Origin of the sequence: Streptomyces sp. MA5143a, assembly GCF_900290235.1 — a bacterium.
Classification (GTDB): domain Bacteria; phylum Actinomycetota; class Actinomycetes; order Streptomycetales; family Streptomycetaceae; genus Streptomyces.
In genome coordinates this window covers 16366-42383 of record NZ_OLMK01000130.1, presented here as the reverse complement: position 1 = coordinate 42383, position 26018 = coordinate 16366, and the positions used below count along the sequence as shown (strand labels likewise).

Annotated in this window: 20 protein-coding genes and 3 pseudogenes; 15 read left to right on the top strand and 8 right to left on the bottom strand. The window is 70.1% G+C overall.

All coding sequences use genetic code 11. The annotated features are described in order from the left end of the window. Positions 1-281 precede the first annotated feature (281 nt). The gene (locus SMA5143A_RS40635) at positions 282-767 is read right to left on the bottom strand and encodes a RidA family protein (RefSeq protein ID WP_107467820.1); all 486 of its coding nucleotides are present in this window, start codon (positions 765-767) and stop codon (positions 282-284) included. A gap of 514 nt (positions 768-1281) precedes the next feature. Between SMA5143A_RS40635 and SMA5143A_RS45040 the strand changes: the two are divergent. Next, positions 1282-1700: pseudogene (locus SMA5143A_RS45040) on the top strand (IS701 family transposase); the annotation flags it as partial. 384 nt (positions 1701-2084) lie between these two features. Here SMA5143A_RS45040 and SMA5143A_RS40625 read toward each other — a convergent pair. Both SMA5143A_RS40625 and SMA5143A_RS40620 read right to left on the bottom strand, forming a co-directional pair. Next, positions 2085-3359, bottom strand: coding sequence for an iron-containing alcohol dehydrogenase (locus SMA5143A_RS40625; protein WP_107424116.1), 1275 nt, complete (start codon positions 3357-3359; stop codon positions 2085-2087). Then, positions 3356-4384: an Ldh family oxidoreductase gene (locus SMA5143A_RS40620; RefSeq protein ID WP_219923650.1), complete on the bottom strand. Its 1029-nt coding sequence runs from the start codon at positions 4382-4384 to the stop codon at positions 3356-3358. The genes SMA5143A_RS40625 and SMA5143A_RS40620 overlap by 4 nt, the downstream gene beginning before the upstream one ends. Before the next feature lie 216 nt (positions 4385-4600). Here SMA5143A_RS40620 and SMA5143A_RS40615 point away from each other — a divergent pair, with 216 nt between their 5' ends. Beyond that, entirely contained in the window at positions 4601-5230 is a 630-nt protein-coding gene (locus tag SMA5143A_RS40615) for a GntR family transcriptional regulator (protein ID WP_079055181.1), read from the top strand. A 254-nt stretch (positions 5231-5484) separates the two neighbouring features. After that, positions 5485-6474, top strand: a complete 990-nt coding sequence (locus SMA5143A_RS40610; RefSeq protein WP_107467817.1) for a threonine ammonia-lyase — start codon at positions 5485-5487, stop codon at positions 6472-6474. A gap of 538 nt (positions 6475-7012) precedes the next feature. Here SMA5143A_RS40610 and SMA5143A_RS40605 read toward each other — a convergent pair. Then, positions 7013-7699, bottom strand: coding sequence for a GntR family transcriptional regulator (locus SMA5143A_RS40605; protein WP_107467816.1), 687 nt, complete (start codon positions 7697-7699; stop codon positions 7013-7015). A gap of 598 nt (positions 7700-8297) precedes the next feature. Between SMA5143A_RS40605 and SMA5143A_RS40600 the strand changes: the two genes are divergently transcribed. From SMA5143A_RS40600 to SMA5143A_RS40560, 5 genes and pseudogenes are all read left to right on the top strand, one after another. Next, the gene (locus tag SMA5143A_RS40600; protein ID WP_107467815.1) at positions 8298-8978 is read left to right on the top strand and encodes a haloacid dehalogenase type II; all 681 of its coding nucleotides are present in this window, start codon (positions 8298-8300) and stop codon (positions 8976-8978) included. A 55-nt stretch (positions 8979-9033) separates the two neighbouring features. Then, a complete protein-coding gene (locus SMA5143A_RS40595) occupies positions 9034-9519 on the top strand; it encodes a RidA family protein (RefSeq protein ID WP_107467814.1) in 486 nt (161 codons plus the stop codon). A gap of 483 nt (positions 9520-10002) precedes the next feature. Continuing rightward, positions 10003-11148, top strand: coding sequence for an N-methyl-L-tryptophan oxidase (gene solA / locus SMA5143A_RS40580; protein ID WP_107467813.1), 1146 nt, complete (start codon positions 10003-10005; stop codon positions 11146-11148). A 305-nt stretch (positions 11149-11453) separates the two neighbouring features. Then, positions 11454-12756: pseudogene (locus SMA5143A_RS40575) on the top strand (MDR family MFS transporter). 1362 nt (positions 12757-14118) lie between these two features. Next, positions 14119-14214 (top strand): annotated as a pseudogene (locus tag SMA5143A_RS40560) (transcriptional regulator); the annotation flags it as partial. A gap of 629 nt (positions 14215-14843) precedes the next feature. On the opposite strand, the gene SMA5143A_RS40555 reads toward SMA5143A_RS40560, so the two are convergent. After that, positions 14844-15809 (bottom strand): pirin family protein, encoded by a 966-nt coding sequence (locus SMA5143A_RS40555; RefSeq protein ID WP_107467812.1) that lies wholly within the window; start codon positions 15807-15809, stop codon positions 14844-14846. A gap of 81 nt (positions 15810-15890) precedes the next feature. Here SMA5143A_RS40555 and SMA5143A_RS40550 point away from each other — a divergent pair, with 81 nt between their 5' ends. The 3 genes from SMA5143A_RS40550 (at position 15891) to SMA5143A_RS40540 (ending at position 17424) form a co-directional block, all read left to right on the top strand. Beyond that, the gene (locus SMA5143A_RS40550) at positions 15891-16424 is read left to right on the top strand and encodes a MarR family winged helix-turn-helix transcriptional regulator (RefSeq protein WP_107467811.1); all 534 of its coding nucleotides are present in this window, start codon (positions 15891-15893) and stop codon (positions 16422-16424) included. Next, positions 16421-16921, top strand: coding sequence for a winged helix DNA-binding protein (locus SMA5143A_RS40545; protein ID WP_107467810.1), 501 nt, complete (start codon positions 16421-16423; stop codon positions 16919-16921). The genes SMA5143A_RS40550 and SMA5143A_RS40545 overlap by 4 nt, the downstream gene beginning before the upstream one ends. Before the next feature lie 155 nt (positions 16922-17076). Beyond that, positions 17077-17424 carry a tetratricopeptide repeat protein gene (locus tag SMA5143A_RS40540; protein ID WP_107467809.1) on the top strand — a complete coding sequence of 116 codons (348 nt, stop codon included), beginning with the start codon at positions 17077-17079 and terminating at the stop codon, positions 17422-17424. A gap of 31 nt (positions 17425-17455) precedes the next feature. Here the strand turns inward: SMA5143A_RS40540 and SMA5143A_RS40535 are convergent, their stop codons facing one another. After that, entirely contained in the window at positions 17456-18889 is a 1434-nt protein-coding gene (locus SMA5143A_RS40535; RefSeq protein WP_107467808.1) for a PepSY-associated TM helix domain-containing protein, read from the bottom strand. A gap of 181 nt (positions 18890-19070) precedes the next feature. On the opposite strand from SMA5143A_RS40535, the gene SMA5143A_RS40530 reads away from it, so the two are divergent. Continuing rightward, positions 19071-19727 (top strand): peptide deformylase, encoded by a 657-nt coding sequence (locus tag SMA5143A_RS40530; RefSeq protein WP_107467807.1) that lies wholly within the window; start codon positions 19071-19073, stop codon positions 19725-19727. Between the two features lie 183 nt (positions 19728-19910). Here the strand turns inward: SMA5143A_RS40530 and SMA5143A_RS40525 are convergent, their stop codons facing one another. After that, positions 19911-21368, bottom strand: coding sequence for a dihydrolipoyl dehydrogenase family protein (locus tag SMA5143A_RS40525; protein WP_107467806.1), 1458 nt, complete (start codon positions 21366-21368; stop codon positions 19911-19913). A gap of 128 nt (positions 21369-21496) precedes the next feature. On the opposite strand from SMA5143A_RS40525, the gene trxA reads away from it, so the two are divergent. Beyond that, entirely contained in the window at positions 21497-21883 is a 387-nt protein-coding gene (gene trxA / locus SMA5143A_RS40520; RefSeq protein ID WP_055524200.1) for a thioredoxin, read from the top strand. Between the two features lie 39 nt (positions 21884-21922). Here trxA and SMA5143A_RS40515 read toward each other — a convergent pair whose 3' ends face one another. Next, on the bottom strand, positions 21923-22957 hold the full coding sequence (locus SMA5143A_RS40515) for a LacI family DNA-binding transcriptional regulator (RefSeq protein WP_107467805.1): 1035 nt from the start codon (positions 22955-22957) through the stop codon (positions 21923-21925). 735 nt (positions 22958-23692) lie between these two features. On the opposite strand from SMA5143A_RS40515, the gene SMA5143A_RS40510 reads away from it, so the two are divergent. Together SMA5143A_RS40510 and SMA5143A_RS40500 are read left to right on the top strand one after the other, a co-directional pair. Beyond that, positions 23693-24670 (top strand): alpha/beta hydrolase, encoded by a 978-nt coding sequence (locus SMA5143A_RS40510; RefSeq protein ID WP_107467804.1) that lies wholly within the window; start codon positions 23693-23695, stop codon positions 24668-24670. 240 nt (positions 24671-24910) lie between these two features. Continuing rightward, positions 24911-25966, top strand: coding sequence for a helix-turn-helix domain-containing protein (locus SMA5143A_RS40500; protein ID WP_107467823.1), 1056 nt, complete (start codon positions 24911-24913; stop codon positions 25964-25966). Positions 25967-26018: the final 52 nt, after the last annotated feature.

Here is a 26018-nt window from a genome sequence, read left to right as displayed (position 1 = left end):
GCACTTGTGCGTCTTGACGTGCGGTCTGACCATGAGGTTGTGCTGGTCGGCGAAGCCCTGGACGCGGTCGATGTTGCCCTGCATGACGTCGACCAGCACGATCGGCGCGGGGGTGTCGATCCGCTCGACCAGAGCGTCGAGGACTCGTTGCAGCCGGTTCACGCTGCCCTCCTTGTGGTTCTGCCTGGAATGACCGAGGGGCGCGGGTGCTGACTCCCCTAAATGCTGAGCGCGCGGTCCGCGATAGCGCGCGCAATGGCGTACACCGCCTTCGGGTCTGCCTACGCAGCGGTGCAGACCATCTGGATCTCCACCGGACTGTTGAGCGGCAGACCGGCGACACCGATCGCAGTGCGGGCGTGCCGCCCGTTCTCACCCAGCACCTCGATCAGCAGCTCACTGGCCGCGTTGGCGACCTGCGACTGCTGACCGAAGTCCGGCGTACTGGCGACGAAGACCAGCATCTGCACGATCCGGACCCGGTCCAGATCACCCACCGCCCGCACGGCCGCGGCGAGGCAGTTGAGCACGGCATGGCGGGCCAGTGACCGCGCCGTCTCCAGCTCCACGTCCCCGCCGACCGTGCCCTGCCCCAGCAACCAGCCGTCCTTGTAAGGCAGCTGGCCCGAGATGTAGATGCTGGAGCCCACCGACCGGTGGTGCACGTAGTACGGGTTGTCGGCGAGTTCGGGAAGGGCGAGACCCAAAGCCTTGAGCCGATCGGAAGCCGAACCAGTGCTCACTGCTGACGCCACGGACTGGCTCATCGCGTCACCTCTGCGGACGGCACGAGGAACAGACCCGTGCGGTTGTCGATAAGTGGCTGTTTCGTACGAATCTTGATCATCTGCACTCGGCTCTCTCCTCGAGTAACAGTGGCGATAAAACGCCGTATCGTGGCTTAAACTAGCCACCTTTTGTCGTTTGTCGACCATATGGGCGCCTGTTGAGCGCTGTCAATACCAAGTTCAGTCTCGAATACAACCTCGGAACACCGCATGCGGCTGCACTACCGCTGCTGGAGGCGACGGTCGACGCCGGGACCTGGCTCACCGGTTTTATCCGCTTCGGCATGGACGGTCCATGTGCGTGGCCGGCCTCACCAAGCAGCCGAAGACGGCGTATGAGCACGCGCGGTAGCGCTGGGACAGCTACGAGTACCACGAGTACTCCGACATGGCGTTCGGCCTGCTCAAGATCCTCAGGTACGACTTCAGCCAGATTTTGCGTCTTTGAACGCACTGGGCAGCCTCCCGGCGTGATCGACGAGCCGGAGTTGAGATCTGGAACAACGAACTCAAGGAACGGTTCCTGCGTACCGGCCACCGCTTCAGGCGCGTGCAACCGCGTCGCAGGATGCGCGACTACATCCGTGGACTGCTGGGCCCGGGCGGACGCACAAACGGCTGGCAGCTGGCCGACCACGCCGGACACCGCACACCCGACCACCTCCAAAGGCTCCTCAACCGCGTCCGCTGGAAGGCCGACGAGCTCCGCGACGGCCTCCAGCACTACGTAGCCGAACGGCTCAGCGAACCCGGCGGGATCCTCATCCTCGACGACACCGCTTCCTCAAGAAGGGCACCACCTCCTCCGGCGTGCAGCACCAGTACTCCGGGACCGCCGGCCGCACCGAGAACTGCAAGATCGGTGAGTACGCCGCCTACGCCACCACACGCGGACGCGCCCTGGTGGACCGGGTTCATAGCTGCCGACCCGCGGCAAAAAGGGCAGCAGAAATGGTTCCTGCCTCGCGCCCCTCACCGTGGCAGAAGTTCGGCGGCTCCTGGCAACTGTCACCTCACCCGCTGCCGTTGGCCCGTCCCTGATGAGCACGCGCGCGCTGAGATGGTCTCACTGGCGCCGACGGCGCCAAGCCGTCGCTCGCCGATGTCACTATCAGCGGCGGCTGCACACGATCGAGGGGCGGCCCGGGAAAGAGAACACGGGTCGGCAATCAGCCCACTACAGTGACCCAAACCGCCCCTGACCAGGGAAAACGTGAAAGTGCTGCTGGAGTACTAGAACTTCGGTCATGGGCTTCTCCGTTTCGGGTGGGTGGTAGCGGCTACGACAGCACAGGGTCAGGGAAGCTTTCCGGTGAAGGCGAGTTCGACCAGTTCGCGCGCCTCCACGGCGCCGAGGGGCACCGGGTTGTTCTGCACCAGCCGACGAGCTCTCAGACCGTTCTCAGCGATCTCGTCGAGCTGGTCGTAGGTGACACCGAGGTCGGCGAGGGTGGCAGGGATCCCGATGTCGGAGAGCAGGTCGGCGACGGCCCGTACGGCGCCCTGAGGGGTCACGTTCTCCCCGGCACCGAGCAAGCGGCCGATTTCGGAGGTCTCCTCCGGGCGCGCCTCGGCGTTGAAAGCCATGGCGTACGGCAACAGACAGCCGACCCCGACTCCGTGCGCGGTGTGGGTGAGGGCGCCGATGGGGTACTGGAAGGCGTGCGCGACGGCAGTGCCGGCTGTGCCGAGCGCGAATCCGCCACACAGCGCCGCCATGGCCATGTCGTCGCGGTGCGGGCCCTCGCCGCCGGTGTGCACGCAGGTCCGCAGACTGCGGCCGACGAGCTCGAGTCCGTAACGGGCGTAGGCATCGGTCAGGGCGCCCTTGCCGACGAAAACACGCTCCTGGTACAGCTCGGAGGTGGGCTCGTGCCGGATCGCGGTGAACGATTCCACGAGGTGGCTGAGGGCGTCGGCGCCCGAGGCCGCAGAGAGGCCGCTGGGGCAACTGCCTGTCAGCACCGGGTCGATGACGGCGGTGTGCGGAATCAGGTGTGGCGATGAGATGCCGACCTTCATCACCGCTTCCGGGTCGCTCAGCACCGCGACGGGAGTGACCTCGGACCCGGTGCCGGCGGTGGTCGGGACCGCGACGACGGGGATCGTGGGACCCGGTACGGCGAACTCGCCGTAGTAGTCCCGCGGAGAGCCACCGTGCCGAAGCACCAGAGCCAGCACCTTGGCGAGGTCGATGCAGCTCCCACCGCCGATCCCCACCACGACCTCGGGGTCGGAGGCTTCCGAGCTACGGACGTGGGCCACTGCGGCGTCGACGTCACCGACCGGCAGATCCGGCGTGACCTGGTCGAACACGGTGACCCTGGCACCTCTGCGCCGCAAGGCGACGACGACGTCGTTGAAGAACGGGTCGCCGGCCATGCGCTCATCGGTCACGAGCACCACCTGGTTGCCCAAAGCGAGGACCATGGGAGCCAGGGCGGCCCGCTGGCCGGCTCCATAGAGCACCTCGCGGGGTTGGCGGAGCAGCCCGAAGGAGGACGTGGGAGCAATGCCGGCCGAGCTACTTGGGGACATCGGTTTCCTTCCGTTGGGGATCGTGTCCGTCATGCATGGTCGAGCGCGCGCAGCTCGGCCACGAGTGCAGCCGGCAGTTCGACGCCGTTTGCGAGTGCGCGCGAACGGCACTCGCGGGCCCGGTCGCCCGGGACGAGGACGGCGCGGTCGGGTCCGCTGTCGCGGATCTCGGTGAGGTAGTCAGTGAGGTGGCCGGGAACTACCGCCGGTCGCAGCAGTACGAAGAGGTCACCCTTGGTCGCGGGGTGCACCGAGTCGAGCGTGCCGGTGATTCCCGTCCCGAGTGCGGTGCCGGTCAGCGAGGCCACCATGAGCTCGATCGCGAGGCCCAGCCCGTATCCCTTTGCCCCGCCGAACGGGGCGAGCGCCCCCTCCTTCGCGCGCAGCGGATCGACGGTCGGCTCCCCGTCGGCATCCAGCGCCCACCCTGGCTCCAGGGGCTCCTCGCGTAGAGCATGGGCGTGGACTTTTCCCATGGAGATCTGGCTGGTGGCCATGTCGAGCACGAACGGCTCGGGCTCGGCGGGGACGCCGACCGCGATCGGGTTGGTCCCGATCAGCGCCCGCCGCCCGCCGTAAGGGTGGACCAGGGCTTCGCTGGTGGTCATGGCCAGGCACACGAGGCCGCGCTTCGCGACATGCTCTGCGTACCAGGCCAACATGCCGAGATGGTTGGCGGAGGCGATCGACGCGGCGGCGATCCCGGTCTCGTGGACACGCTCCTGCACGACGTCCAGGGCGGTCCGGGCCACGACGGGTCCGAGCCCCTGTCCGCCCTCGGCCTGTAGGAGGGCCTGTCCGATCCACGTGTGGGTCCCGGTGGTCTCCGGGTCGGCGACGCCGGCCCGGATTCGGCGCACGAGCCGGGGAAGCCGGAGCAGTCCGTGCGACGGCTGGCCTTTGAGCTCGGCGTCGATCAGTAGGTCTGCCTGCCACCGCGCCCCCTTCACGGGTACGCCGGCGGATCGAAGCGCGCGCTCGGCCAAATCACGAAGCTCGGCCACGGGCAGGCGAACCGGCTTCTCCAACGGCTGTCCAAGCGGGTTCGGGGTGCTCACGGGGCGGTCCTCCATGCGTCGGCCTGCGATGACTGCACAGAGACTGACAGTAGATCCGATCGGATTCAAGAAGCGATCCGATCGGATCCTGCAAGGATCCGATCGGATCTTGAGTCAGATCCGATCGGATGTCATAGTGATTCCCAGTGCATCAACCGATGACAGGAGTGTTCCGCGTTGACGAGTCAACCGGCGAACGTCCCCAGGAAGGGACCGGTGGTCACCGAGGTGTACCACCTGATCTTCGGCATGTTGATCTCCCAGGAGATCCCGCCCGGTGCCCGGATGGCGGTCGACGAAATCGCCCGCAAACTGGGGGTGTCGCAGACGCCGGTACGCCAAGCGCTGGCCACTCTGGAGGCCGAGGGCCTGGTCACGCGTACCCACCTTGTCGGCTACCGAGCCGGCGAGTTGATGACACGCAGGCAGTTCGATGACCTCTTCGCAGTTCGTGCGTTTCTCGAGCCGCAAGCGGCCCGGCTAGCAGCCGAGAAGCCCGCGCCGGAGAGGCTCGCGGAGATGCGCAGCACCCAGAGTGAGATGACCTACGAGGCTTCTCGCAACGGTGTGGTGCCCTACGGCACGTTTGCGCGGCACGACGCCGAGCTGCACTCAGCCATTGCCGAGGCCTCTCGCAACGAAGCGCTGCGCGACGCGGTCTCCCGGCTCAATGCCCACGTCCACCTGTTTCGCCTGTACGTCGACCGTGCTGTCACCCACGACGCACTCGACGAGCACGAGGAGATCGTTTCGGCTATCGAGCACCGCGACCCACGGCGGGCGGCGGCCGCGATGCGCGCTCATCTCCGTCGCTCGCAAAAGCGCCTCCGCTCGGCATTCGAGTAGCTGCCGGCACTGCTGTCCATCTGTACCGGTGCCATGTCACTACGCCCTGCCCACATGAGGCGTGTCCATTTCGACCGTTCAAGACTCTGGGCACGTCCCGCACATCGCCGTCAATGCCGGCGACGGGATCGGCCCCAAGGTGACCGAGAGTGCCCTAGCGGTCGTGCGGGGCCGCGGGGATCGAGATGGCCACCACCGACGTGCCCGTCTCGGCTGGCCTGTGTTCCTTCGAGAAGTGAGACATGAGGAGTTCCATGAGTGCGCTGGTCAGTCTTGAATCCATCCAGGACGCGGCGGAGCGGATCCGCGGGTACGCCCTCCGGACACCTCTGATGGTGTCGCCGTGGGAGGGACTTTCACTGAAGCCGGAGAGCCTGCAACCGGTGGGCAGCTTCAAGATTCGTGGTGCCACAACGGCAATCACCCGCCTTGCGCCGGAGGCTCGCCAACGAGGTATCGTCGCGATGTCATCGGGCAACCACGCACAGGCCGTGGCCTACGTGGCCCGCAGTCTTGGAATCGCGGCGCACATCTTCATTCCGGACAACGCTCCGGCACGAAAGATCGAAGCAACCAGAGCCTTGGGCGCTGTCGTTGAGGTGGTGCCACCCGAAGAGCAGTACAGCCGACCGGAGGAGTTCGCACGAGAGACGGGCAAGACTCTCATTCCTCCGTTCGAGAACCTTGACGTTATTTCCGGGCAGGGCACCATCGGCGTGGAGATCGCCGCGGATGACCCGGGCATCTCGACAATCCTGGTGCCAGTGGCCGGCGGCGGACTGATCGCGGGGATCGCGGCCGCCGCGGCGGCGTTGCTGCCGAACGCGCGAGTGATCGGCGTCGAGCCGGAGCTAGCCGCGGACGCCGCGGAGTCTCTTCACACCGGCGCACTCCGGGCGTGGGCTGCTGAGGAGACGGCACGAACAATCGCCGACGGGTTGCGCACTGCCAGCCTCGGCGAAATGGCCTGGCCACATGTGAAGGCCTACGTGCACGACATCTTGACCGTTACCGAGGACGAGATCGAAGACGCCACCAGACGACTCGCGGTCGAGGCCCGGCTTCTAGCGGAGCCTAGCGGCGCGGTCACCACAGCGGCGTACCTCCACCGGCGTCGCGAACTGCCGGCAGGACGTGCGGTGGCGGTGGTGTCCGGAGGCAACATTGATCCCGCATTCCTGAGCGGCCTGGTCGCAGATGCTGAGAAGGTACCGCGGAACACGCCTGCCGGCGCTTGCCCGTAGACAAAACTCCTGCGCATCACGCCGAGCCTTGCCCCACCGAACCTGATCCGCGAAGGAGGCCAGGTCGGCCCGAACGTCTGCTGAGGGCATGGGCGACTATCAACACCGCCGACGCCATGTGCCTGGTCTGCTCTCAGCCGTGATGCCCGTCACCGTGAAGACGGTGATAGGGCACTGATCGGCGTCTGGGTTATGCCCGCCAGCTCCGGGACCCTCGCCGACGGGCGTGACCTAGCACCGATCGGTTGTCGAGGTCATCGGGCGTCGGCTCCACGAACGGTCTGCATGCAGACGTCACGGCGAGTCCCATCGTTTGCGTCGGACCTGTTCCACGAGTCGAAAGCAAGGTGTACTGCGCGGTCGTCCTGGACACGTTCTCGCGACGCGTGGTGGGCTCGCCCACTGCGGAGCTGATTCACTCAAGATCCACTACAGATCGTGTGGAGAGTGCGAGCTTGATCCTCACCGTTTCGGCATGGGCGTGCGACGTCACGGTGGCGAGCGGGCTTTGACGCGCTTCACGCACGTCGGCGTGGCCTCAAGCGTGCCGGGGCGCGTGTTCTCCTGGCACTGCCGTCCGGGCTCCCAGCCCCATGGGGAAGTGGGCGGCCAGTTCCTGGCGGAACGCGTCGGTGTCGCCCTCCAGGGCGACCGTGGCCAACCTCTCGTGCTCGACGACCAGTTGCTGCGGGTTGTCGCTGTACGTGCGGTGATCGACACTGAGATAGAGGCGCAGCTTGGTCTCCCAGCCGTCCCACATCCCCTGCAGGACGCCATGGCCCGAGAGGTCGTAGAACAGCCGGTGGAAGCGGAGGTGCGCGTCGATGCTGGCCGGGATGTCGTCCTTCTCCATGGCCCGGCGCAGATCCTCAACGGTCCCCAGCAACTGAGGCCGCTCGGCGCCGCGCAGCGCTTCGGCCGAGAGCTCGGCGGCGTACGGTTCGACGTGCAGCCGGACCGAGTCGATCTCGGCGACCTCGCGAGCGCTCACCTCCACGACGAACGCGCCACGGTAAGGGATCTTTACGACGAGCCCTTCTTCCTCCAGCTTGGTCAGCGCCTCGCGCAGCGGGGACCGGCTGATCCCCAGATCCGTGGCGATGTGCGCCTCGCGCAGCTGGCCACCAGGAGGGACGCTTCCATCGAGGATGGCGGCACGCAACGTGCGGTAGACACCGTCCGGCGTCGTCGTCCGCTGCTCCTGCCACTCGAACTTGTGGTCCACCCCGTCACCCTCCCCTGCTCACACCCGACCACCTGGTCGTTTGTCGACTATACCCCCGCCGATCTGGCGTCAACACCTCAAGTTGTCTGCCAGGCACGGAGCTCACTGATATTCACAGCGGCGCCCCATCCGGTTCGCGGGTCACGGTGACAGGCGGCGCCTCGGGGCCGTTTGGTTCTCAGACCGATGCTGGACCGGCGGCACCGACGCTCGCAGACCTGCAGCGGACGCAGCCGACGAGGGGAAGCGCTGTGGGCCCATCTCCATCTTTCCGGACGCCAACGCTTCTCATTCATCGCGTCGGTACCAGGTTTCACGTCAGTAGCTGAGCGCCTGGCTGACCGGTGACATTGCCGTTGTTCGCGGCCTGCTCGATGAGCCTGGCGCTCAGCCGGCCTGCACGAACTCGGAGGCGACCTCGGCCGAGAGGCGATTGCGCCCCGATCACCTCATCCATTCTGGAAGCGGATCATCGCCGGGTCTGTCTGCCTGAGCCACTCCTCCGCGAGGTTGACAGTCGAGGGGATTCGGTCGACAATCGACCAACAATATGGTCGACAATCGACTAGCGCTGACCACTAACGAACGAGGAGGATCAGTGGGATTCGATGCCAAGCCCAAGTTCGTGACGTTCGACATGAACGGAACGCTGATCAAGTTCAGCATCAACGACGCGATGCGTGAGGTGCTGGGCGACCGGCTGCCGGCCGAGATCGCCGACGACTACCTGCGGATCTGCAAGGCGTACCGGATCGACGAGTGCACGGGCGCGTACCAGCCGTTCCACCGGGTCGTCGCCCGCTCCATGGAACGCACCTCGCGCAAGCTCGGTCTCGAGTTCCGCGAGGAGGACGCGCGGGCGGTGTACGAGACCATCCCCACCTGGGGCCCGTACCCCGGTGTCACCGAGGCACTGAACCGCCTGGCCGAAGAGGTCCCGCTGGTCATCATCACGAACAGCGACACCGCGCACGCCAAGCGCCTCTCGGAGAACCTGAAGGCCCCGTTCGAGGTCGTCATCAGCGCCGAGGAGATGGGCATCTACAAGCCGCGACTCGGTGCGTTCGACTACATGCTCGACAAGCTCGGCGTGACACCCGACGAACTCGTGCACGTGTCCGCGAGCCCGATGTACGACCACCGCCCCGCGGCGATCGTGGGCATCGAGAACAAGGTGTACATGGACCGCGGCTGGGAGCACGACGAGCACTGGCTCGGCTACGAGCGGATCACCGACATCGCCGACCTCCCCGTCCTCTTCGGCCTCCCGCGCCCCTGACGCCTGAGCCCGATCGGAGAATCGAGGAAATGATTCACAGAAGGAGGGTGGCGGCATGACTCAGCCGCTGTATCAAACCGTCAAGGGAGACTCGGCTTCAGAAAGGCTCCAGGCCCTGGGGCTGAAGCTGCCCGCCCTCGCCGGCACCACGTACCTCGTGCCCCACCGGACGGTGGGCTCCATCATCCACCTCTCCGGCCAACTACCCTTCAAGGACGGCGAGCTGCTGGGTCAGGGCGTGGTCGGCCGGGACGTGGAGCTGGAGACCGCGCAGGAGCTCGCACGCCATGCCGCGCTCAACTGTCTCGCTGCCGCTGCGCAGGCGGTGGGCGACCTGGACCGGGTCCGGATCGTGCAGATGCTGGTCTTCGTGGCCAGCACGCCGGACTTCGCTCAGCAGTCGAACGTCGCCAACGCAGCCAGTGAACTGCTCATCGAGGTACTGGGTGAGAACGGGCGGCACGCCCGCACTGCGATCGGTGTCGCCGGGCTGCCGCTCAACACCCCCGTCGAGATCCAGGTCGTCTGCACCGCTGTGTAGCGGCGAGCAGTGCGGCGGTGGCCCGGCTTCGACGGGCACTCGACGCCCTCTGCCAGCACGATCGACACCCCAGTGGAGATCCTGCTGGCCGACGCGAGGGGCAGATCCCGCTCCGGCGCCTCGCCCTCCCGACGAGATCACTGACGCCGTCCTGTTCCTCACGTCGCCGGAATCCTCGCGCATCCCCGGGGCAACGAACCCCGTCGACACCGGCTACACCGTCTTCCAGCAGCGGCCCACGCGGTTCCCAGAGAAGGTCGGCATCACGCCTGGTGACGAGTCGGCACCCTCCCCTGGGTCGGCTACCGGGCACGGAAGTGGGAACCGGAACCCGTTCGCTGGCTGGGTGTTCACGCCATGTACCAGCTCTTCGGCATAGCCGACAGCTGGGAAGAACGCAGGAACTCCAGCCAGACCTCAGTCCTGGCCCGATTCGGCAGCCGCCTCGCCGGACTCCACGAGTAAACGAAAAGGAACGCTCTCATGGACGCACGACTCGCCGTCATCGGCTTGGGCAGCATCGGAAGCATGGCCCTGTGGCAGGCCTCCCGACTGTCCGACTCGGTAGTCGGTTTCGAGGCAGCCACCCCCGCCCACGGCCGCAGCGCCGTCGGCGGAGACACCCGCCTGTTCCGCATGATCTACCTCGGCAGGCCCGACTACTACCCCATCATCGAACGCTCCCGCGGCCTGTGGGCCGAACTCGAAGCGGAAACCGGGCAGGACATCCTCACCACCACCGGCGGCCTCACCATCGGGACGGCAAACAGTAACTTCATCAACAGCCTCCTCGAGACAGCGCGTATCAACGGAGCCGAGCACAGCGTCCTCAGCCGGGAGGAGATAGCGGAGCGCTATCCCCAGCACAACCTCCGCCCCGACGACTGCGCAGTCCACGACACCCGCGGCGGCGTTCTGCGCACCGACCGCGCCGTCAGCGCCGCCGTCGCGGCGGCCCGGGCGAACGGTGCCACCGTCCTGCAGAACACTCCCGTGGACAGCATCACCGAAACCGACCACGGCGTGGTCGTCACGTCGGGCGACAGAACCTGGACGTTCGAGAAGGTCATCGTCGCCTCGGGCGGCTGGTCCCGCAGACTCATGCCCGACCACCTCAAGGCCGTCACCGAAACCCATCGGATCGTCCTGACCTGGTTCATCGCCCAGGACGGCACACAGTTCTCACCGGAGAACTTCCCCGCCTTCAGCCGGCAGTACGAGGACCGCTCCCTGTACGGCGCACCCGCAGTCGACGGCGTGACGGTCAAGGCATCAATCGACGGACCGCTGGCCGGACGCGCACGGGCAACCCCCGACCCGGACTCCGTGCCTAGGGAACTCACCCGGGAAGAAATCGACAAGGCCACCGAGATCGTCACCGAGTTCCTCCCCGGCCTGATCCCCACCATCGCGCGCGCCGACGCCTTCCCCGACCTCTTCACCCAGGACAGGCATCCCCTCATCGGCTGGCTGGATCAGAACAGCAGCATCTACTGCGCCACCGGATTCTCCGGCAAGGGCTTCAAGATGGCCACCGGCTACGGCCACATCGCCGCACACGAGGCGCTCGGCAAGCAGACGTTCGACGGGCTGGACTTCGTGCGTCCGGACCGGTTCAAGACCAGGTAACCGCCCACTCCTGCCGCCTCGGCGAAGTGGTCTCGGTATCGCCATCCGACTGACGGTCGTTGTGCGACTCATCTATTGATGTGCCGAACGCGTCCCCTGGGCCGTCCTCGCCCCGGCCGCCGTCCTGGGCCCTGCTCGGGGCGCTCGCGGTCATGGCGGCCGGCGAGGTCGAATCCCCAGGCTGACGCGGCGGGCGTCAGCCCACCCCGGAGCGCACACGGACCATCCCAGCGGGACGGCGCAGACGGTGTCGGAACAACCGCGTACGCCCGTACTCACACACCCAGGAACCGACGGACGCCACCATGCCCGATCTCATCTCCCGCGCCCTGACCCGCCGAACCGTCCAGACGACCAAGCCTTCACGCGAGCGGACCTGGAAGCATCTGTCACCGCTGCTGCGGCTGCTGATCCTTACCCAGCTCACCTCCGGAATCGGCTTCTACGCCGTTCTGCCGTTCCTCGCCGAGCACCTCGGCACCGCGCTTGGCATGGCGGGGTGGATGGTCGGCTTCGTCCTGGGTCTGCGCACCTTCAGCCAGCAGGGCCTCTTCGTGGTCGGCGGCGCACTCGTCGACCTCCCCCACTCTCGGCTTCGCTCGAGCGGGAGGGACCCCCATCGGCGTACGCCCGATCGTGCTGGCCGGCTGCGTGCTGCGGGTTGCCGGCTTCGCCTGGCTGGGGTACGCGGAGCAGACCTGGACGGTGATCGGCGCGGTGCTTCTCATCGGCTTCGCCGCCGCGCTGTTCTCCCCGGCGGTGGAGTCCGAAGTGGCCCGGCAGGCGGTGATCAGGGAGGAGGAGGGCCACGGTTTCCGCACTGGTGTGTTGGCTCTGCTGAGCGCGGCCGGACAGGCTGGTGCCTTCATCGGCCCGCTGCTCGGCGCCCTGTTGCTCGCCGTGGACTTCCGCACCGTCTGCCTCGCCGGAGCCGCCGTTTTCGTCCTCGTTCTGGCCGGTCACATATGGCTGATGCCGCAGCACATCCCCGGCCGAGTGCGCACCCGACAGCGGGGCGGCACGCGCGTCCTGCTGCGCAACCGCAGCTTCCTCGCCCTGTGCTGCGCCTACGGCACCTACCTGCTCGCCTACAACCAGCTCTACCTCGCCCTGCCCGACGAGGTGCGGCGCGCGACCGGCTCCCAAGCGGCCCTGTCCTGGCTGTTCGCCCTGTCCTCCCTGCTGGTCGTCTGCGCCCAACTGCCCCTCACCCGCTGGGCAGGCGACCGGCTCGGCCTGCGCCGCTCCATGATCGCCGGGCTGCTGCTCATCGCGGCCGGTCTCGGGGTCGTGGCCGCCGCCCTGCCTGCCGGCTGGACGGGGGCGGCGGGGCTGCTGCCCGCCGCCGGGTACGTCGTCCTGCTCACCCTCGGCCAGATGCTGGTCGTCCCCGCCGCCCGCGCCTGGGTGCCCGACCTCGCCGAGAACGGCCGCATCGGCCTCTACACCGGCGCGCTGTCCTCCGTCTCCGGCCTGATCGTCCTCATCGGCAGCTCAGTCACCGGCTCCCTGCTCGACCTCGACCTGCCACCTGCCGTCCCCTGGCTGATCCTCGCCGCAGTGCCAGCCCTAGCGGTGGCAATCCTGCCGAGCTGCTCTGAACGGTAGACGGATATGGGAGGGGCTCACTGACGTCATCCGTTCCTGCCCGCACACAGACGGCCTGACCCGTCGCCTTCTCAGCCGCACCACCCCGCCAGGCCTCAACGTCAGCTGGACTGGGGCGGGATGTATTTCCGGCTGCGCGCAGCAGTGGTGTCCGTGTCGGACAGGGCGAGGACGGAGAGCAGGGCGAATGCGCCTGCCGGGCCGAGTACGGTCCAGGGCGCCAGTTCGGCGTACGGCTGGTTCTCCGACAGCAGGCGGCCCCACTCTGCGGTGGGCGGCCGTTCGCCAAGGCCGAGGAAGCCCAGGGAGGCCAGGACGAGGACGGTGGTGGGCAGGCGCAGGAGGGCGTTGCGCAGGCCGGGGGCAGTACGGCGGGCAGCAGGTGGTGGCGCAGAAGGTAGTCCGGTCCGGCGCCGAAGGAGAGGGAGGCGAGCAAGTGGCCGCCGGCCCGCTCCTGTTCCAGCGGGGCCGCGGCCTGGGCTGCGTAGGGGATCCAGCCGACCAGGGAGACCGCGAGGGCCGCACCCGAGGCCGAGGAGCCGGTCACCGCAGTGGTCAGCATTCCGGCGAGGACCGCCGTCATCGTCGACACCACTTCCCCGAGCCCCGCTCCGACCTGTGCGGCCATGCCGAGCAACAGCCCGGTGAGCGTGCACACCGCGGTCACCGCGAGGGCCACGCCCACCGTGCGCAGCGCTCCGTGGCCGAGGCGGGCCAGCAGGTCGCGGCCGAGGGCGTCCGTGCCGAACGGGTGTGCGACTGAGGGCGGGAGCGGATGAGGAGGCCACTCGCCCGACACACTGGCCGCTGTTCGGGAGCAACTGGGCCTGGACGAGGGGCCGCTCACGCATCTCGCGCACTGGCAGGGCGGGCTGGCCCAAGGCGACGCGGGCACCTCCTGTTCCAGGACTTCGCCAGAGCGGGGGCCGCAGCGCCGTTCTTGTCCAGGGCGGTCAGTCCTTCGACCACGGAGAGCTTGCCCAGCAAGGTGGCGTCGTCGCTGTACGGGGACAGCGCCATCACCGGCGGCCGGGCGAGCGCGACCCTCAGTCGCCCTTCCGATCCTCCTTCAGCGCCCGTGCCCGTGCATTGCCCGCCGGACACGAAACAGCCTGCGAGCAGCGGAGTGAGAACGAGAGCCACGAAGACACCACGGGGGGCGTACGCATGGAAGGTCCTGCTCATGCAAGAGAGGGTGGTTTGAGCCCCTGCGCGCCATAAGTAGCCTTGGGACTCGATCACTACACTTAGGGCACCCTAACTGGATCTACCCCGGTAGGTGAACCCTCAAGTAACGAGATCGCCACGACGCCTTGTAGTTCACGGGTGCCTGAATTCAGGGATCTGTGAACTGTCTTGGGTGTGCTGATCGTTGCCTCCGACGTCGACGCGCTGGCCCGCTTCGGCCGCGCACTCGCCGACCCAACCCGCTGCCGGATCCTGCTCGCCCTGCGCCAGGAAGAAGATCTCTTCGTCTCTCGCCTCGCGAAATCGCGGCCCGCCTGCCATGCCCCTCCGTCCGACCGATCCCGACCCAGCTAACGTCCAAGATCCGGACCATATGCGGGCCAGATTCCGCCAACTGCGCCTCGGGTCCGCTATTCGAGCTGGTCAGAGCCGCACCCACGGTGTACCACCAGCAGACGAAGAAGCTGCCAGGAGCAATCCGATAGGCGTCCCCCTCCGGGAAGCAGTACCGAGAGCGCTCACTACTACGGACACTCACGCCTTGTGGAATTGCTACATGACGACAGGCCGAGCGCCAGGTCCTGATACCAGGGTGCGACTCGGTCGCCCGCCAAGCCGGAATCCTCCGTTGACCACTCAGTCGGCAATGCCCCCTCCACACCCCCAAAGGGGGAGCACGAGCCGCCGACAAAACCTGATGACGCATCAGTAGAGTTAGCAAAGGGTTGGCAAGAGTCCTGCCACAGCTGCCAACGGACAGCCAGACCCTGGAACCGCCCAGTGCCCGAAACCGTAGCTGCGGCACACCCATCCACTCCCCCGCGAGCGGCCGCCGAGCGGGATCCAGAACCCGACAGCGCGTCACCCGCCGGCACCGAATGATCAATCGTTTCCGCAGGTCAACGGGCTCTCCCTCGCGGCTTCAGAGGCGTCGGCGGCAGCTCGGGGGCTGGCAGGGGATCCCCGTCATAACCCTTCACCTCCCCGAACCGCGTCCCTTCCATCCAGTCCCGGCGCGCCTGTACGATCTCATCCTGCGACCGTCCGATCCAGTTCCAGAACATGATGAGTTCCTCCTCGAAGGGCTCGCCGCCGAGGAGCATGACGGACGCGCCGGAGTCGGCGCGCAGGGGGAGTTCGGTGCGGCCGCAGCCGAGGTAGAGCATGGAGCCGGGGAGGACCGGCACCCCGTCGACGTGGGCCTCGCCGGACATGGAGAGGACCGCGTACTCGAAGTCGGGTTCGAGGGGGAGACGGAGGTCGGCGCCCCGGGTGAGCGTGAGGTCGGCGCCGACGATCGGCGTGAACGTCGTGCCGGGGGACGTCGCACCGTCGAGGGAGCCCAGGATGAGCGTGGCCTCCAGGCCGGGTGCGGTGACGACCGGCAGCTCGGCGTGGTGTTCGAAGCGCGGGTCGGTGTGCCGGTGCTCGTCCGGCAGGGCGACCCACAGCTGGGCGCCGTGCAGGAAACGGGCGTGCGACCTGGGGCTCTCCTCGGAGTGGCTGATGGCCCGTCCCGAGGTCATCAGACCCAGCTCGCGCGGGCGGATCGTCTCCAGGCTGCCCGTGGAGTCGCGGTGCAGCACTTCGCCCTCGTGCAGCCAGCTGACGGTCTGGAGGCCCATGTGCGGGTGCGGCGGCACCTGCATGCCGGGCTCGTCCGCGATGTCGTCCGGCCCGTAGTGGTCGACGAACGCCCACGCGCCCACCATGCGGCGCCCCAGGTTCGGCAGCAGGCGCCGTACTTCCGTGGACTCGCCGAGTGGTACTCGGCGGGGGCTCAGCAGCTCCCGCACGGGTTCGGCGACGACGAATCCCCGGCCGCCGCACACGCTCGGCACCGCCTGACGGTCAAGATTGCTCATGCCGCTCAACCTAGCCCCCGCCCGGCCCCTCCGTCAGACCGAACGCCGCCACCTAAATAGTAGCCATGTACTGTATCGGTCATGAGTTCGGCTTTCGAGGGCGCGACGCCCGGATTCCTCGTGTGGCGCTTGTCCATGAAGTGGCGCGTCGCCGTCGACCGCGCGGTGGCCCCGCTGGGGCTGACGCACGCCCAGTACGCGCTGGTGGCCTCGCTGCACGGCATGCACCGGGCCGGGCTGCGGCCCAGTCAGCGGGAGCTCGCCGACCACACGGGGCTGGAGGCGCTGTACGTGTCGAAGCTGGCCCGCGCCCTGGAGACCGCCGGGCTGCTCGAACGGGCGCGGGACCCCCGCGACCCGCGCGCCGTGCGATTGGCGCTCGCCGAGGAGGGACGCGAGGTCACCCGGCGCGCGATCGATGTCGTCCAGGGCCTGCTGCACCAGCTGATGGAGCCGCTCGGCGGCCTCGACAGCGCCCGCGCACGGGAGTTCACCCGTGAACTGACCACCCTGCTCGACGTCCCCCTCGACCCGGCCCTTCCCGACCCGGCCCTTCCCGACCCGCCCTTCACCGAGCCGTCCGTTCCCTCCGAGCGCACCGAGGAGCAGTCATGACCACCCCTGCTACGACCACACTCTCCACCCCCTCCACGTCCGCCACACCCACCGCACCCTCCGTCAACGGCCGCGTCATCGCCCTCGCCCACTACGCCGCCCGCGCCGTCCTGGAGACCGTGCTCACCCGGTACGGCCTGACGTTCCAGCAGTCGGTGACCCTCCGCGTCGTCGCGGTCGCCGACGGGCCCGTCGGCCGCGAGGAGGTCGTGGACCAGGTCGTCGACTCCCTCAAGATCGGCGCCGCGGAAGTACGCGGCGTCCTGGACGAGTTGGCCGCGGCGGAGCTGGTGGCGGCCGTCGACCGCCCCGTGGAGCCGGGCCTCGTCGCGATCACGGACGCCGGGCGGGAGATCCACGCGAGGACCACCGCCGAGACCGGGGTGGTCTCCGCGAGGATCTACGCCGGCATCCCTGCGGAGGATCTCGCGGTCGCCGGCCGGGTGCTGGGCCTCGTCACCGAGCGCGCCAACGCGGAACTCACGGCCGGGCGCTGACCTCGGCCGGCCCACCACTCGTCCCACCCGTCCCACGCTCCGCCGTGCTCCAGCCGCCCCCACATCTCCACTCCCCCCGCACCCCCGAACACACCCGCCGAGTCAGTGGAATATTCAACTGACTCGGCAGGTTGTCGGCGGCGAGGGAGGTCACAGTGGACACGACGTACTACGACCACGGGACACCGGCCGAGCGCTGGGAGCGCGCACGGATGTTCTTCGACGCCGAGGAGTACGCGGCCGCCGCGCGCGTCCTCGACGCGCTGGTCGAGGAGGTGCCGGAGCAGACCGGCCCCCGGCTGCTGCTGGCCCGCGCCTACTACCACTCCGCCCAACTGCGCCGCGCCGAGGACGAGTTGCGCGTCCTCGTCGAGCGTGACCCGGTGGAGCACTACGCACGGCTGCTGCTGGGGCGCACCCTGCAACGGCAGGCGCGGCACGACGAGGCGGAGTCCCACCTGCGCATCGCCTCGGCCTTGGCGGGCGACTTCGAGCGGCTGTGAGTGCGCACCGCCGCGCGCCCTATTCCGCGCCCTACTCCGCGCCCTGCTCCACGCTCTGCTTCGCCTCGGTCCGGCCCCCGTACGACCGCTCGCCCTTGCGGTGGGCGATCTCGCCCAGGACGACGTCCACGGCGATGAACGCGGCGAGCGGGATGCCGAGGAGCGGGACGAAGTAGCCGAGGACGGCGACGACCGCCAGCGCCGGGACGAGGATCTGCGGGGGCACCTGCTGCCAGGCGCCGCGCGGGATCGGGCGGCCGAAGGCGGAGGCCCGGCCCCGCTGCCACCACATGCGGTAGCCCCAGAGGATCAGCAGGACGAGAGAGGCCGCCAGCGCGATCAGCAGGAGCTGGTTGACCAGGCCGAACAGGACGCCGGTGTGGGCGTCGATGCCCCAGCGGGTCAGCTTGGCCAGCACCGGGAAGTCGGCGAACCGGAGGGTGTCCGTGACCTCGGCGGTGGACGGGTCCACGGCGACCGCGTCCTGCTTGGTGGGCCAGCTGCGCTGGACCTGCTTCACCACGTACGCGGAGGACGCGTCGGCGGGCGGCACGATCTCGACCGGGTCGCCCAGGCCCTGCGCGCGGGCGGCGGCGAGGATCTTGTCGAGGTCGCCCTCCGCGGCGGCCCCTCCCTTCGCCGCGCCGGTGTCATGGCCGCCGTGGTCGCCCGCCGCGGCCGAGATCGCCGGCGTGGCCTGACGCAGTTCGGTGCGCAGGACGTCGATGTTGGCGCCGGCGTACGCCGACCAGGTCAGGCCCGTCGCCGAGAGGAAGAAGAACCCGGCCGCGGCCCATACGCCGACCGTGCCGTGCAGGCCCAGGGTGCGGCGCCGGCCAGTGGTGCCGCGCACCTTGCGCTGCGCGCGACGGCGGCCGAACCAGAGGACGAGACCACCGGCCGAGATGACCCACAGCCAGCTGGCGGCGAGTTCGCTGTAGAGGCGGCCGGTCTCACCGAGGTGCAGATTGGCGTGGAGCTTGTCGATCCAGGTGCGCAGCGGCAGCGCGCCGGTCGCGCCGTACTGCTCCAGCGCCCCGCGGACCTCCGCCGTGTACGGGTCGACGAAGACCGCGAGCGTGTCGGTCTCGTCGACGCCCTCGACCCCGGACAGCATGACCCTGGTCGTCGCGTCGTCCGCGGGCGAGGGGCGTACGGCGGCGATGGTGCCCTCGGGGTGCGCCTTGCGGGCGGCGGCCACCTGCTCGGAGATGGGCAGCTTCTCGTCGCCCACCTTCGCGACGGTCATCTCGTCGGCGTAGACGATCTTCTCGATCTGGAAGGAGGCGGCGTACAGCCCACCTGTCAGGGCGGCGACGAGCAGGAACGGGGCGACCAGGACTCCCGCGTAGAAGTGCAGCCGCAGGACGAGCGGCCTGAGGGAGGCCCAGGCGCTCTTCGTCGCGCCGTCGGGCGTGACGGGTTTCCGGGTCTCGTCCGTCTCGGTCGAGGGGGCGATGGTCATCGGCGGCTGCTCCGGGGTACGGGGGACGGGGACGTCGTGGCGGTTCAGTAGTCGGAGCGTGAAGGCGCCGAGTTCCCGGCGATTCGTGTGACGTGGACCACATGACCGTCGGGGCCGGACGGCCCCGCGGGGCCGGGAGAGCCGCCTCGCATCGGGACATCCCGCTTGGCATGCTGGCGCGATGGCTTCCGAACGAGAGCGCTTCGAGTCCCGCCCGCTGCGCGACCGGGTCGAGGAACTCCTCGCCCACGAGGGCCCACTGCCGATCGTGGCCGCGGGCGATCCGGTGCTGCGCCGCACGGCCGAGCCCTTCGACGGCCAGCTCGACGCCGGTCTGCTGGCCCGTTTCGTCGCCGCGCTGCGGGCCACCATGCACGCGGCGCCGGGCGTCGGCCTCGCCGCACCCCAGGTCGGGGTGTCCCTGCGGATCGCGGTGGTCGAGGATCCGGCGCCGGTGCCGGAGGAGGTGCGGCTGGCCCGGGGGCGGGTCCCGCAGCCGTTCCGGGTCCTGGTCAACCCGGCGTACGAGGCGGTCGGACCGTACCGCGACGCGTTCTTCGAGGGCTGCCTGAGCGTGCCGGGGTGGCAGGCCGTGGTGGCCCGGCACGCCAAGGTGCGGCTGCGGGCGTTCGACGAGCGGGGGCGGGCGGTGGACGAGGAGTTCACCGGGTGGCCCGCCCGAATCGTCCAGCACGAGACGGACCACCTGAACGGCACGCTCTACCTCGACCACGCCGAGCTGCGTTCCCTCTCCTCGAACCAGGCGATGGCCGAGCGGTGGAACGATCCCACGCCGGCCCGCGCCGCCCGCGCCCTCGGTTTCCTGCTGCCCGACTGAGCGGCCGGCCGCTCAGCCCCGCGGCGCGGCCGTCCACACTGCCGGACCGGGCCGAGCGGCCTGATCCGGCGCCGGACCGAGCCGCCTGCTCGGCCGCCGGGCGGAGCGGCTTCCCTCCGATCCCGGTCCCCGCGAGGCGGCTTCCTCCCCCCGCTTCCCGGCGGGGCGCCCCGCGGGGGCGGTTCAGCCGCGGTACGCCTCCAGCAGGCGCAGCCAGATCTCGCTGATCGTCGGGTACGAGGGGACCGCGTGCCACAGACGGTCGACGGGGACCTCCCCGGCGACGGCGATCGTGGCCGAGTGGATGAGTTCGCCGACGGCGGGCCCGACGAAGGTGACCCCGCGGAGGATCTCGCGGTCCAGGTCGACGACCATCCGGGCGCGGCCCCGGTAGCCGTCGGCGTACAGCCCGGCCCCGGCCACGGAGGAGAACTCGACGTCGACGGCGCGGACGCGATGGCCCGCCTGTTCCGCCTCGGCGAGGGAGAGGCCGACGGAGGCGGCCTCCGGGTCGGTGAAGACGACCTGCGGGACGGCACGGTGGTCGGCGGTGGCGGCGTGGGCGCCCCAGGGGTCGCTCTCCAGGATCGGGACACCGGCCGCGCGGGCGGCGATGGCGGCCCCCGCGACGCGCGCCTGGTACTTGCCCTGGTGGGTGAGGAGCGCGCGGTGGTTGGCGTCGCCGACCGCGTAGAGCCAGTCGCTGCCGGTCACCCGGAGGCTGTCGTCGACGGGCAGCCAGCCGCCGGGTTCCAGACCGACGGTGTCGAGGCCTATGTCGTCGGTGCGCGGTGCGCGGCCGGTGGCGAAGAGGATCTCGTCGGCCTCCAGGCGGTCCCCGGTGTCGGTGAGCGCCACCACGGTGCCGTTCTCGCGGGTCACCGACGTCACGGACGTACCGGTGCGGACGTCCGCGCCCGCCTCGGTGAGCGCCTCGGCGACCAGTTCACCGGCGAAGGGTTCCATGCGGGGCAGCAGGCCCTTGCCGCGGACGAGGACGGTGACCTCGGAGCCGAGGGCGCGCCAGGCGGTGGCCATCTCGACGGCGACGACACCACCGCCGACGACGATCAGCCGGCCGGGCACCTGCCGCGCGCTGGTGGCCTCGCGGCTCGTCCAGGGCCGTACCTCGTCCAGTCCGGGAAGATCGGGCAGGACGGCGCGGCTGCCGGTGGAGACCACCACCGCGTGCCGTGCGGTGAGGACGTGCCGGCCGCCGTCGGGGGTGTCGACGACGACCCGGCGGGGCCCGTCCAGCCTCCCGTGGCCGCGGTGGAGGACCGCCCCGACGCTCTCCAGCCACGCGACCTGGCCGTCGTCCTTCCAGTCGGCGGCCTCGTAGTCGCGGTGGGCGAGCACTTCGGCGGCGTCCAGCGGGCCCTCGACGAGGTGGCGCAGGCCGGGGACGCGGCGGGCGTCGGCCCGGGCGATCGCGGGGCGCAGCAGGGCCTTGCTGGGCATGCACGCCCAGTACGAGCACTCGCCGCCGACGAGTTCGCTCTCCACGACCGCGGTGGACAGGCCGGCCGCGCGGGTGCGGTCGGCGACGTTCTCCCCCACGGGTCCGGCACCGAGCACCACCACGTCGTACATGGTCCCCGTGGTGTCCAGGTCGTTTTCGGTGTGTTCCGTATCCGTCATGGGGTCAGTCTGGTTGGTGGTGTGCGGCGTGGCCACATGGGTACGCGCGCGGAATACGCCACCGGCGGGTGGCGTTGTCGACAGCGGCTCACCCCGAGCACCGACACCCAGGAAGAGGGATGCACGCCATGAGCAGCACCGTGGAGCTCACCAAGGAGAACTTCGACCAGACGGTCACGGACAACGAGTTCGTCCTGATCGACTTCTGGGCGTCCTGGTGCGGGCCGTGCCGTCAGTTCGCGCCGGTCTACGAGAAGGCCGCCGAGGACAACCCGGACCTGGTGTTCGGCAAGGTGGACACCGAGGCGCAGCCGGAGCTGGCCCAGGCCTTCGGTATCCAGTCCATCCCGACGTTGATGATCGTCCGTGACCAGGTCGCCGTGTTCGCGCAGCCGGGCGCGCTGCCCGAGGCCGCGCTGACCGATGTGATCGGGCAGGCCCGCAAGCTGGACATGGACGAGGTCCGCAAGGCCGTCGCCGCCCAGCAGGCGCAGGTCGAGCAGAACGGTCAGTAGTCGGCGGGCCCACGACACCGACGGCGGCCCCCAGGTGGGTCAGCTCGATTCGCGGTGGACGATCCGGGCGCCGAGCACATCGTGGGTCGTGGGCACCATGGCGGGGTCGCGGACCGCGCGGTCGACCAGTTCCGCGAGGTCGCGGCCGGACGGCAGTTCGATGTGGACGGTGCTGAGGCGTGGCCGCAGCAGACGGCCCAGCATGAGGTCGTCGGCGCCGACGACGGCCGTGTCGTCGGGGACGCCGACGCCCACGTCCCGCAGCGCCCGCATCACGAGCATCGCGTACTCGTCGTTGTACGCGAACACCGCGTCGAGGCCGAGGGAGCGCCACCGGGCGGCGAGCCGTCCCGCGGCCTCCTCGTCGTAGGCCAGGGGCAGTTCGGTGATCGTCGCCTCCGTGCCCCGCACCGCACGCCGTACGCCTTCCAGCCGGGGCCGGGAGAAGACACCGAGGCCGGGCTCCTCGGGCACGACGACGCCGATCCGGCGGTGCCCGCGCTGGACCAGGTGCCGGCCGGCGCTCTCGCCGACGACACCGTGGTCCAGGAGCAGCACATGGGCGCCCTCGACGGGTTCGGGGCTGAGGGTGACGACGGCGCGTGCGCCGGAGCGTTTCAGGATGGCCACGCCCTGCGGGCCGAGCCCCTCGCCGGGGACGATCACCGCGACCGGGCGCAGCTCGGCCCAGGCACGGGCCGCCTCGTCGCCGCGCAGGCCGACGCCGCCGTACTGCACGACGGTGTAGTCGAGGCGGCTGAGGGCCCACTGGAGATCGTTGATGAACTGGCTGTAGAGCGGTCCTATGGGCACGTTGGGGGTCGGCATGAGGACCATGCGGCTGTGACCGGCGCGCAGGCTGCGGGCGGCGGCGTGCGGGACGTACCCCAGCTCCTTCGCCGCCTCGTGGACACGGCGGCGGGTGGGCTCGCTGATGCGGACGGCACTGGTGTTGTTGAGGACGTAACTGACGGTCGCTCGTGAGACACCCGCCAGGCGGGCCACATCGGCGCTCGTGGGCACGGACCGTTGCAGCGGCGCGGGCGGGGCGGGCTCTTTCGGTATCTGCACCATGACGACGGCATCCTTGCAGAAGCTGTGAAGGGCTTTCCGGCCGGGGGACTTCCGGCCACACGGGAGCTCGGGTCCGGGGCCGTGCGAGGACTCCGGTTCGGGCGACCGATCTTTGTGGCTGGGCAGTTTGGCGAATATGTTCGAAACCTGTTCGGTCCTGCAACCATTTCGCGCCATCTCCGTGAAGGTGGGGTGATGGCGGCGTTTGGTCTACCACCGCTCGGCCCCTCCCCCGGCCGCGCCCGTACGCGCCCGTCCTCGCCCCGGGGCGCGCGGCGCGTTCCCGGTGGACCGTGGGACGCGGTCGCGTCGGCAACGGGGCCGGTCGGCTGGCCGCGAGGCCCCGAGAGCGGGCCCTGGTGCGCGTGGGAGAAGGGCCGGCCACGGATTCCCCACGAGATCTCCGCGCGAGGTGTGCGGAGGCCGCGCGGTCGGCGGGTGCCGGGGGGCGGTGCGGCCTCTACGTCCGCCTAACACGCCAAAGCTATGGCGTGAACTGTGTGTTGAATGTGCGTCGGCGCGGCCGGTTCTCATGGCGGAACGCGGTCGGGCGCGCCCTCGACCCGCACGGTCGGCGCCTCGGTGCGGCGGCGCTTCGACGGGGATGCGCCGGGGCGCGCGACGGCACCCGCCACTTGGCGGGGATCGGCCGCCGTACGACGGCCTCCGCAGGGCTTGCGGGCGCGCTCATCATCGCGGTACGAACCACTGGCACGGCACCGCAGAGGAGAAGCCATGAGCACCATGGTCCCGCCCCCGTTCGACCCGGAACTCGCGGCAGTACTCGAGGTCATCAAGGACGTACTGCCCCGCGAGTTCACGATGGACGACATAGCGGCCCTGCGTCGGGGACCGGGCATCGAACTGCTGGCCCAGCTGGACCTGACGATGGACGGTGCCTTCGAGGTCGAGGACCGACCGGTGCCGGGCCCGGAGGGTGCACCCGAGGTCTCCTTGCTGATCTGCCGCCCCCAGGAGCCGGTGCGGCCGGGCCCGCTGCCGGTGCTCTACCACGTGCACGGCGGCGGCATGGTCGTCGGCAACAACCGGGTCGGGGTGGACGCTCCGCTCGCGTGGGCGCGGGAGCTGGGCGCGATCGTGGTGTCCGTGGAGTACCGGCTGGCCCCCGAGCATCCGCACCCGGCGCCCGTCGACGACGCCTGGGCGGGGCTGCTGTGGACCGCCGAGAACGCGAAGGAGATCGGCGGGGACCCCGACCGGATCGTCCTCACCGGCTCCAGCGCGGGCGGGGGCCTGGCCGCCGCGCTGGCACTGCTCGCGCGGGACCGCGGCGGGCCGCGGCCGATCGGGCAGATGCTGCTGTGCCCGATGCTCGACGACCGCAACGACACACCGTCGGCCCACCAGATGGCGGGGCTCGGGGTGTGGGACCGCACCGCCAACGAGACCGGCTGGACGGCGTTGCTGGGTGAGCGGCGGGGTGGGGCGGACGTGTCCCCGTACGCGGCGCCCGCGCGGGCGGAGGACCTGTCGGGGTTGCCGCCGGCGTTCCTGGACGTGGGCTCCGCGGAGACGTTCCGGGACGAGGTCGTCGCGTACGCGTCGCGGTTGTGGCAGGCGGGCGGGGAGGCGGAGCTGCACGTGTGGCCCGGGGGGTTCCACGGGTTCGACGGGTTCGCCCCGCAGGCGGCGCTGTCGCAGGACTGCCGCGCGGCGCATGTGAGGTGGCTGCGGCGGTTGCTCGGGGAGTAGGGGGCGCGTGGCTCGGGCCGGCGCGGGTTCGTCGGCGGGTGCGGGTGCGATGTGGCTGGTCGCGCAGTTCCCCGCGCCCCTGAAGGGTCCGGGCCTGCGGCCCGCCCTTCATCCTGAAAAGCACGGGGCGCAGCCCCGGCCGCTTTTCAGGGGCGCGGGGAACTGCGCGACCAGCCCCCACCCACCCGCAGCCGAACGACGGCCTCCCCCTCATCCCACCTCATGCCGCACCATGGGGCCATGAAAGAGCTGGCGGGGCGGCTCACCGCCGTGGATCCGGACGCCGGGGCCGCTGTCCGGGTCATCGCCTACTTCGACGCGCTCGCCGAGTCCCGGGCCGGCCTGGAGGCACTCGTGCGGGCCGCGGCCGTGCTGGCCGGGTGCCCCGCGCGGCTCGTGGACGACGAGCGGCGGGTGCGGGTCCGGGTGGAGCCGGACGGGCGGCGGCTGGACAGCCCCCTGCCCCCGGAACCCGGCTGGCCCTCCGCCGCGCTGGTGCCCGGCGGTGTCCCGGCGCTGTGGCTGGAGCGGCCCGGGGACGGTGAGCCGAGCGTCGTGGACGCGGTGATCCTGGAGCGGGCCGCGGGCGCCCTCCGGCTGGTGCTGGACCGTACGCGCGGGCGTGCGCCCCTCTCCCCCGCCGACGACCCTGCCCTCGTGGAGACCCTGCTCGACGCCACCGCCGCCGAACAGGCCAGGCTCCACGCCGCACGCCGTCTCGGCCTCGCCGTCGACGCCCGCGCCCGTGCCCTGGCTCCCCTCGGCGGACGGCCCCGCGTCGTGGTCGTCGGCGACGCGGGCACACCCGACGCCGGGCCGCACCGTGGCGTTCCGGTGGCGGCGGTGGACAGGATCGAGGGGGTCGAGGGGCGTGTCGGGGTCGGGCCGGTGGTGTCCGTGTCCGACCTGCCCCGGTCGTGGGCCGCCGCCCGGGTGGCCCTGCGGTTCACTGCGGAGGGCACTGCGCGGGACCCCGGGGAGCGGGTGGTGCGCGCGGAGGACCTGGGCGGGCTGGCGCTGCTCGCCGGGTCGGTCGTTGCGGGAGGTGACCCGCCGCCGGACGTGAGAGAACTGGAGAAGGCCGCGGCGGACGCCCCCTGGATGCTGGCCACGCTGCACGCGGTCGCGTCCACGGCGAGCCTGCGGGCGGCGGCCACGGAGGTCAACGTCCACCACTCCACGCTCCAGGACCGTCTGACCCACGCGGAGTCCCTCCTCGGCTGGCCGGTCCGCGACCCGCACGGTCGGCTGCGGCTGCAACTGGCCCTCACGATGCGGCGCTTGGCACGCGGGTAGCCGGCGGGCGGGGCGTCGGGCAGGCGTCACGCGCAGCCGCGGACCGGGGCGG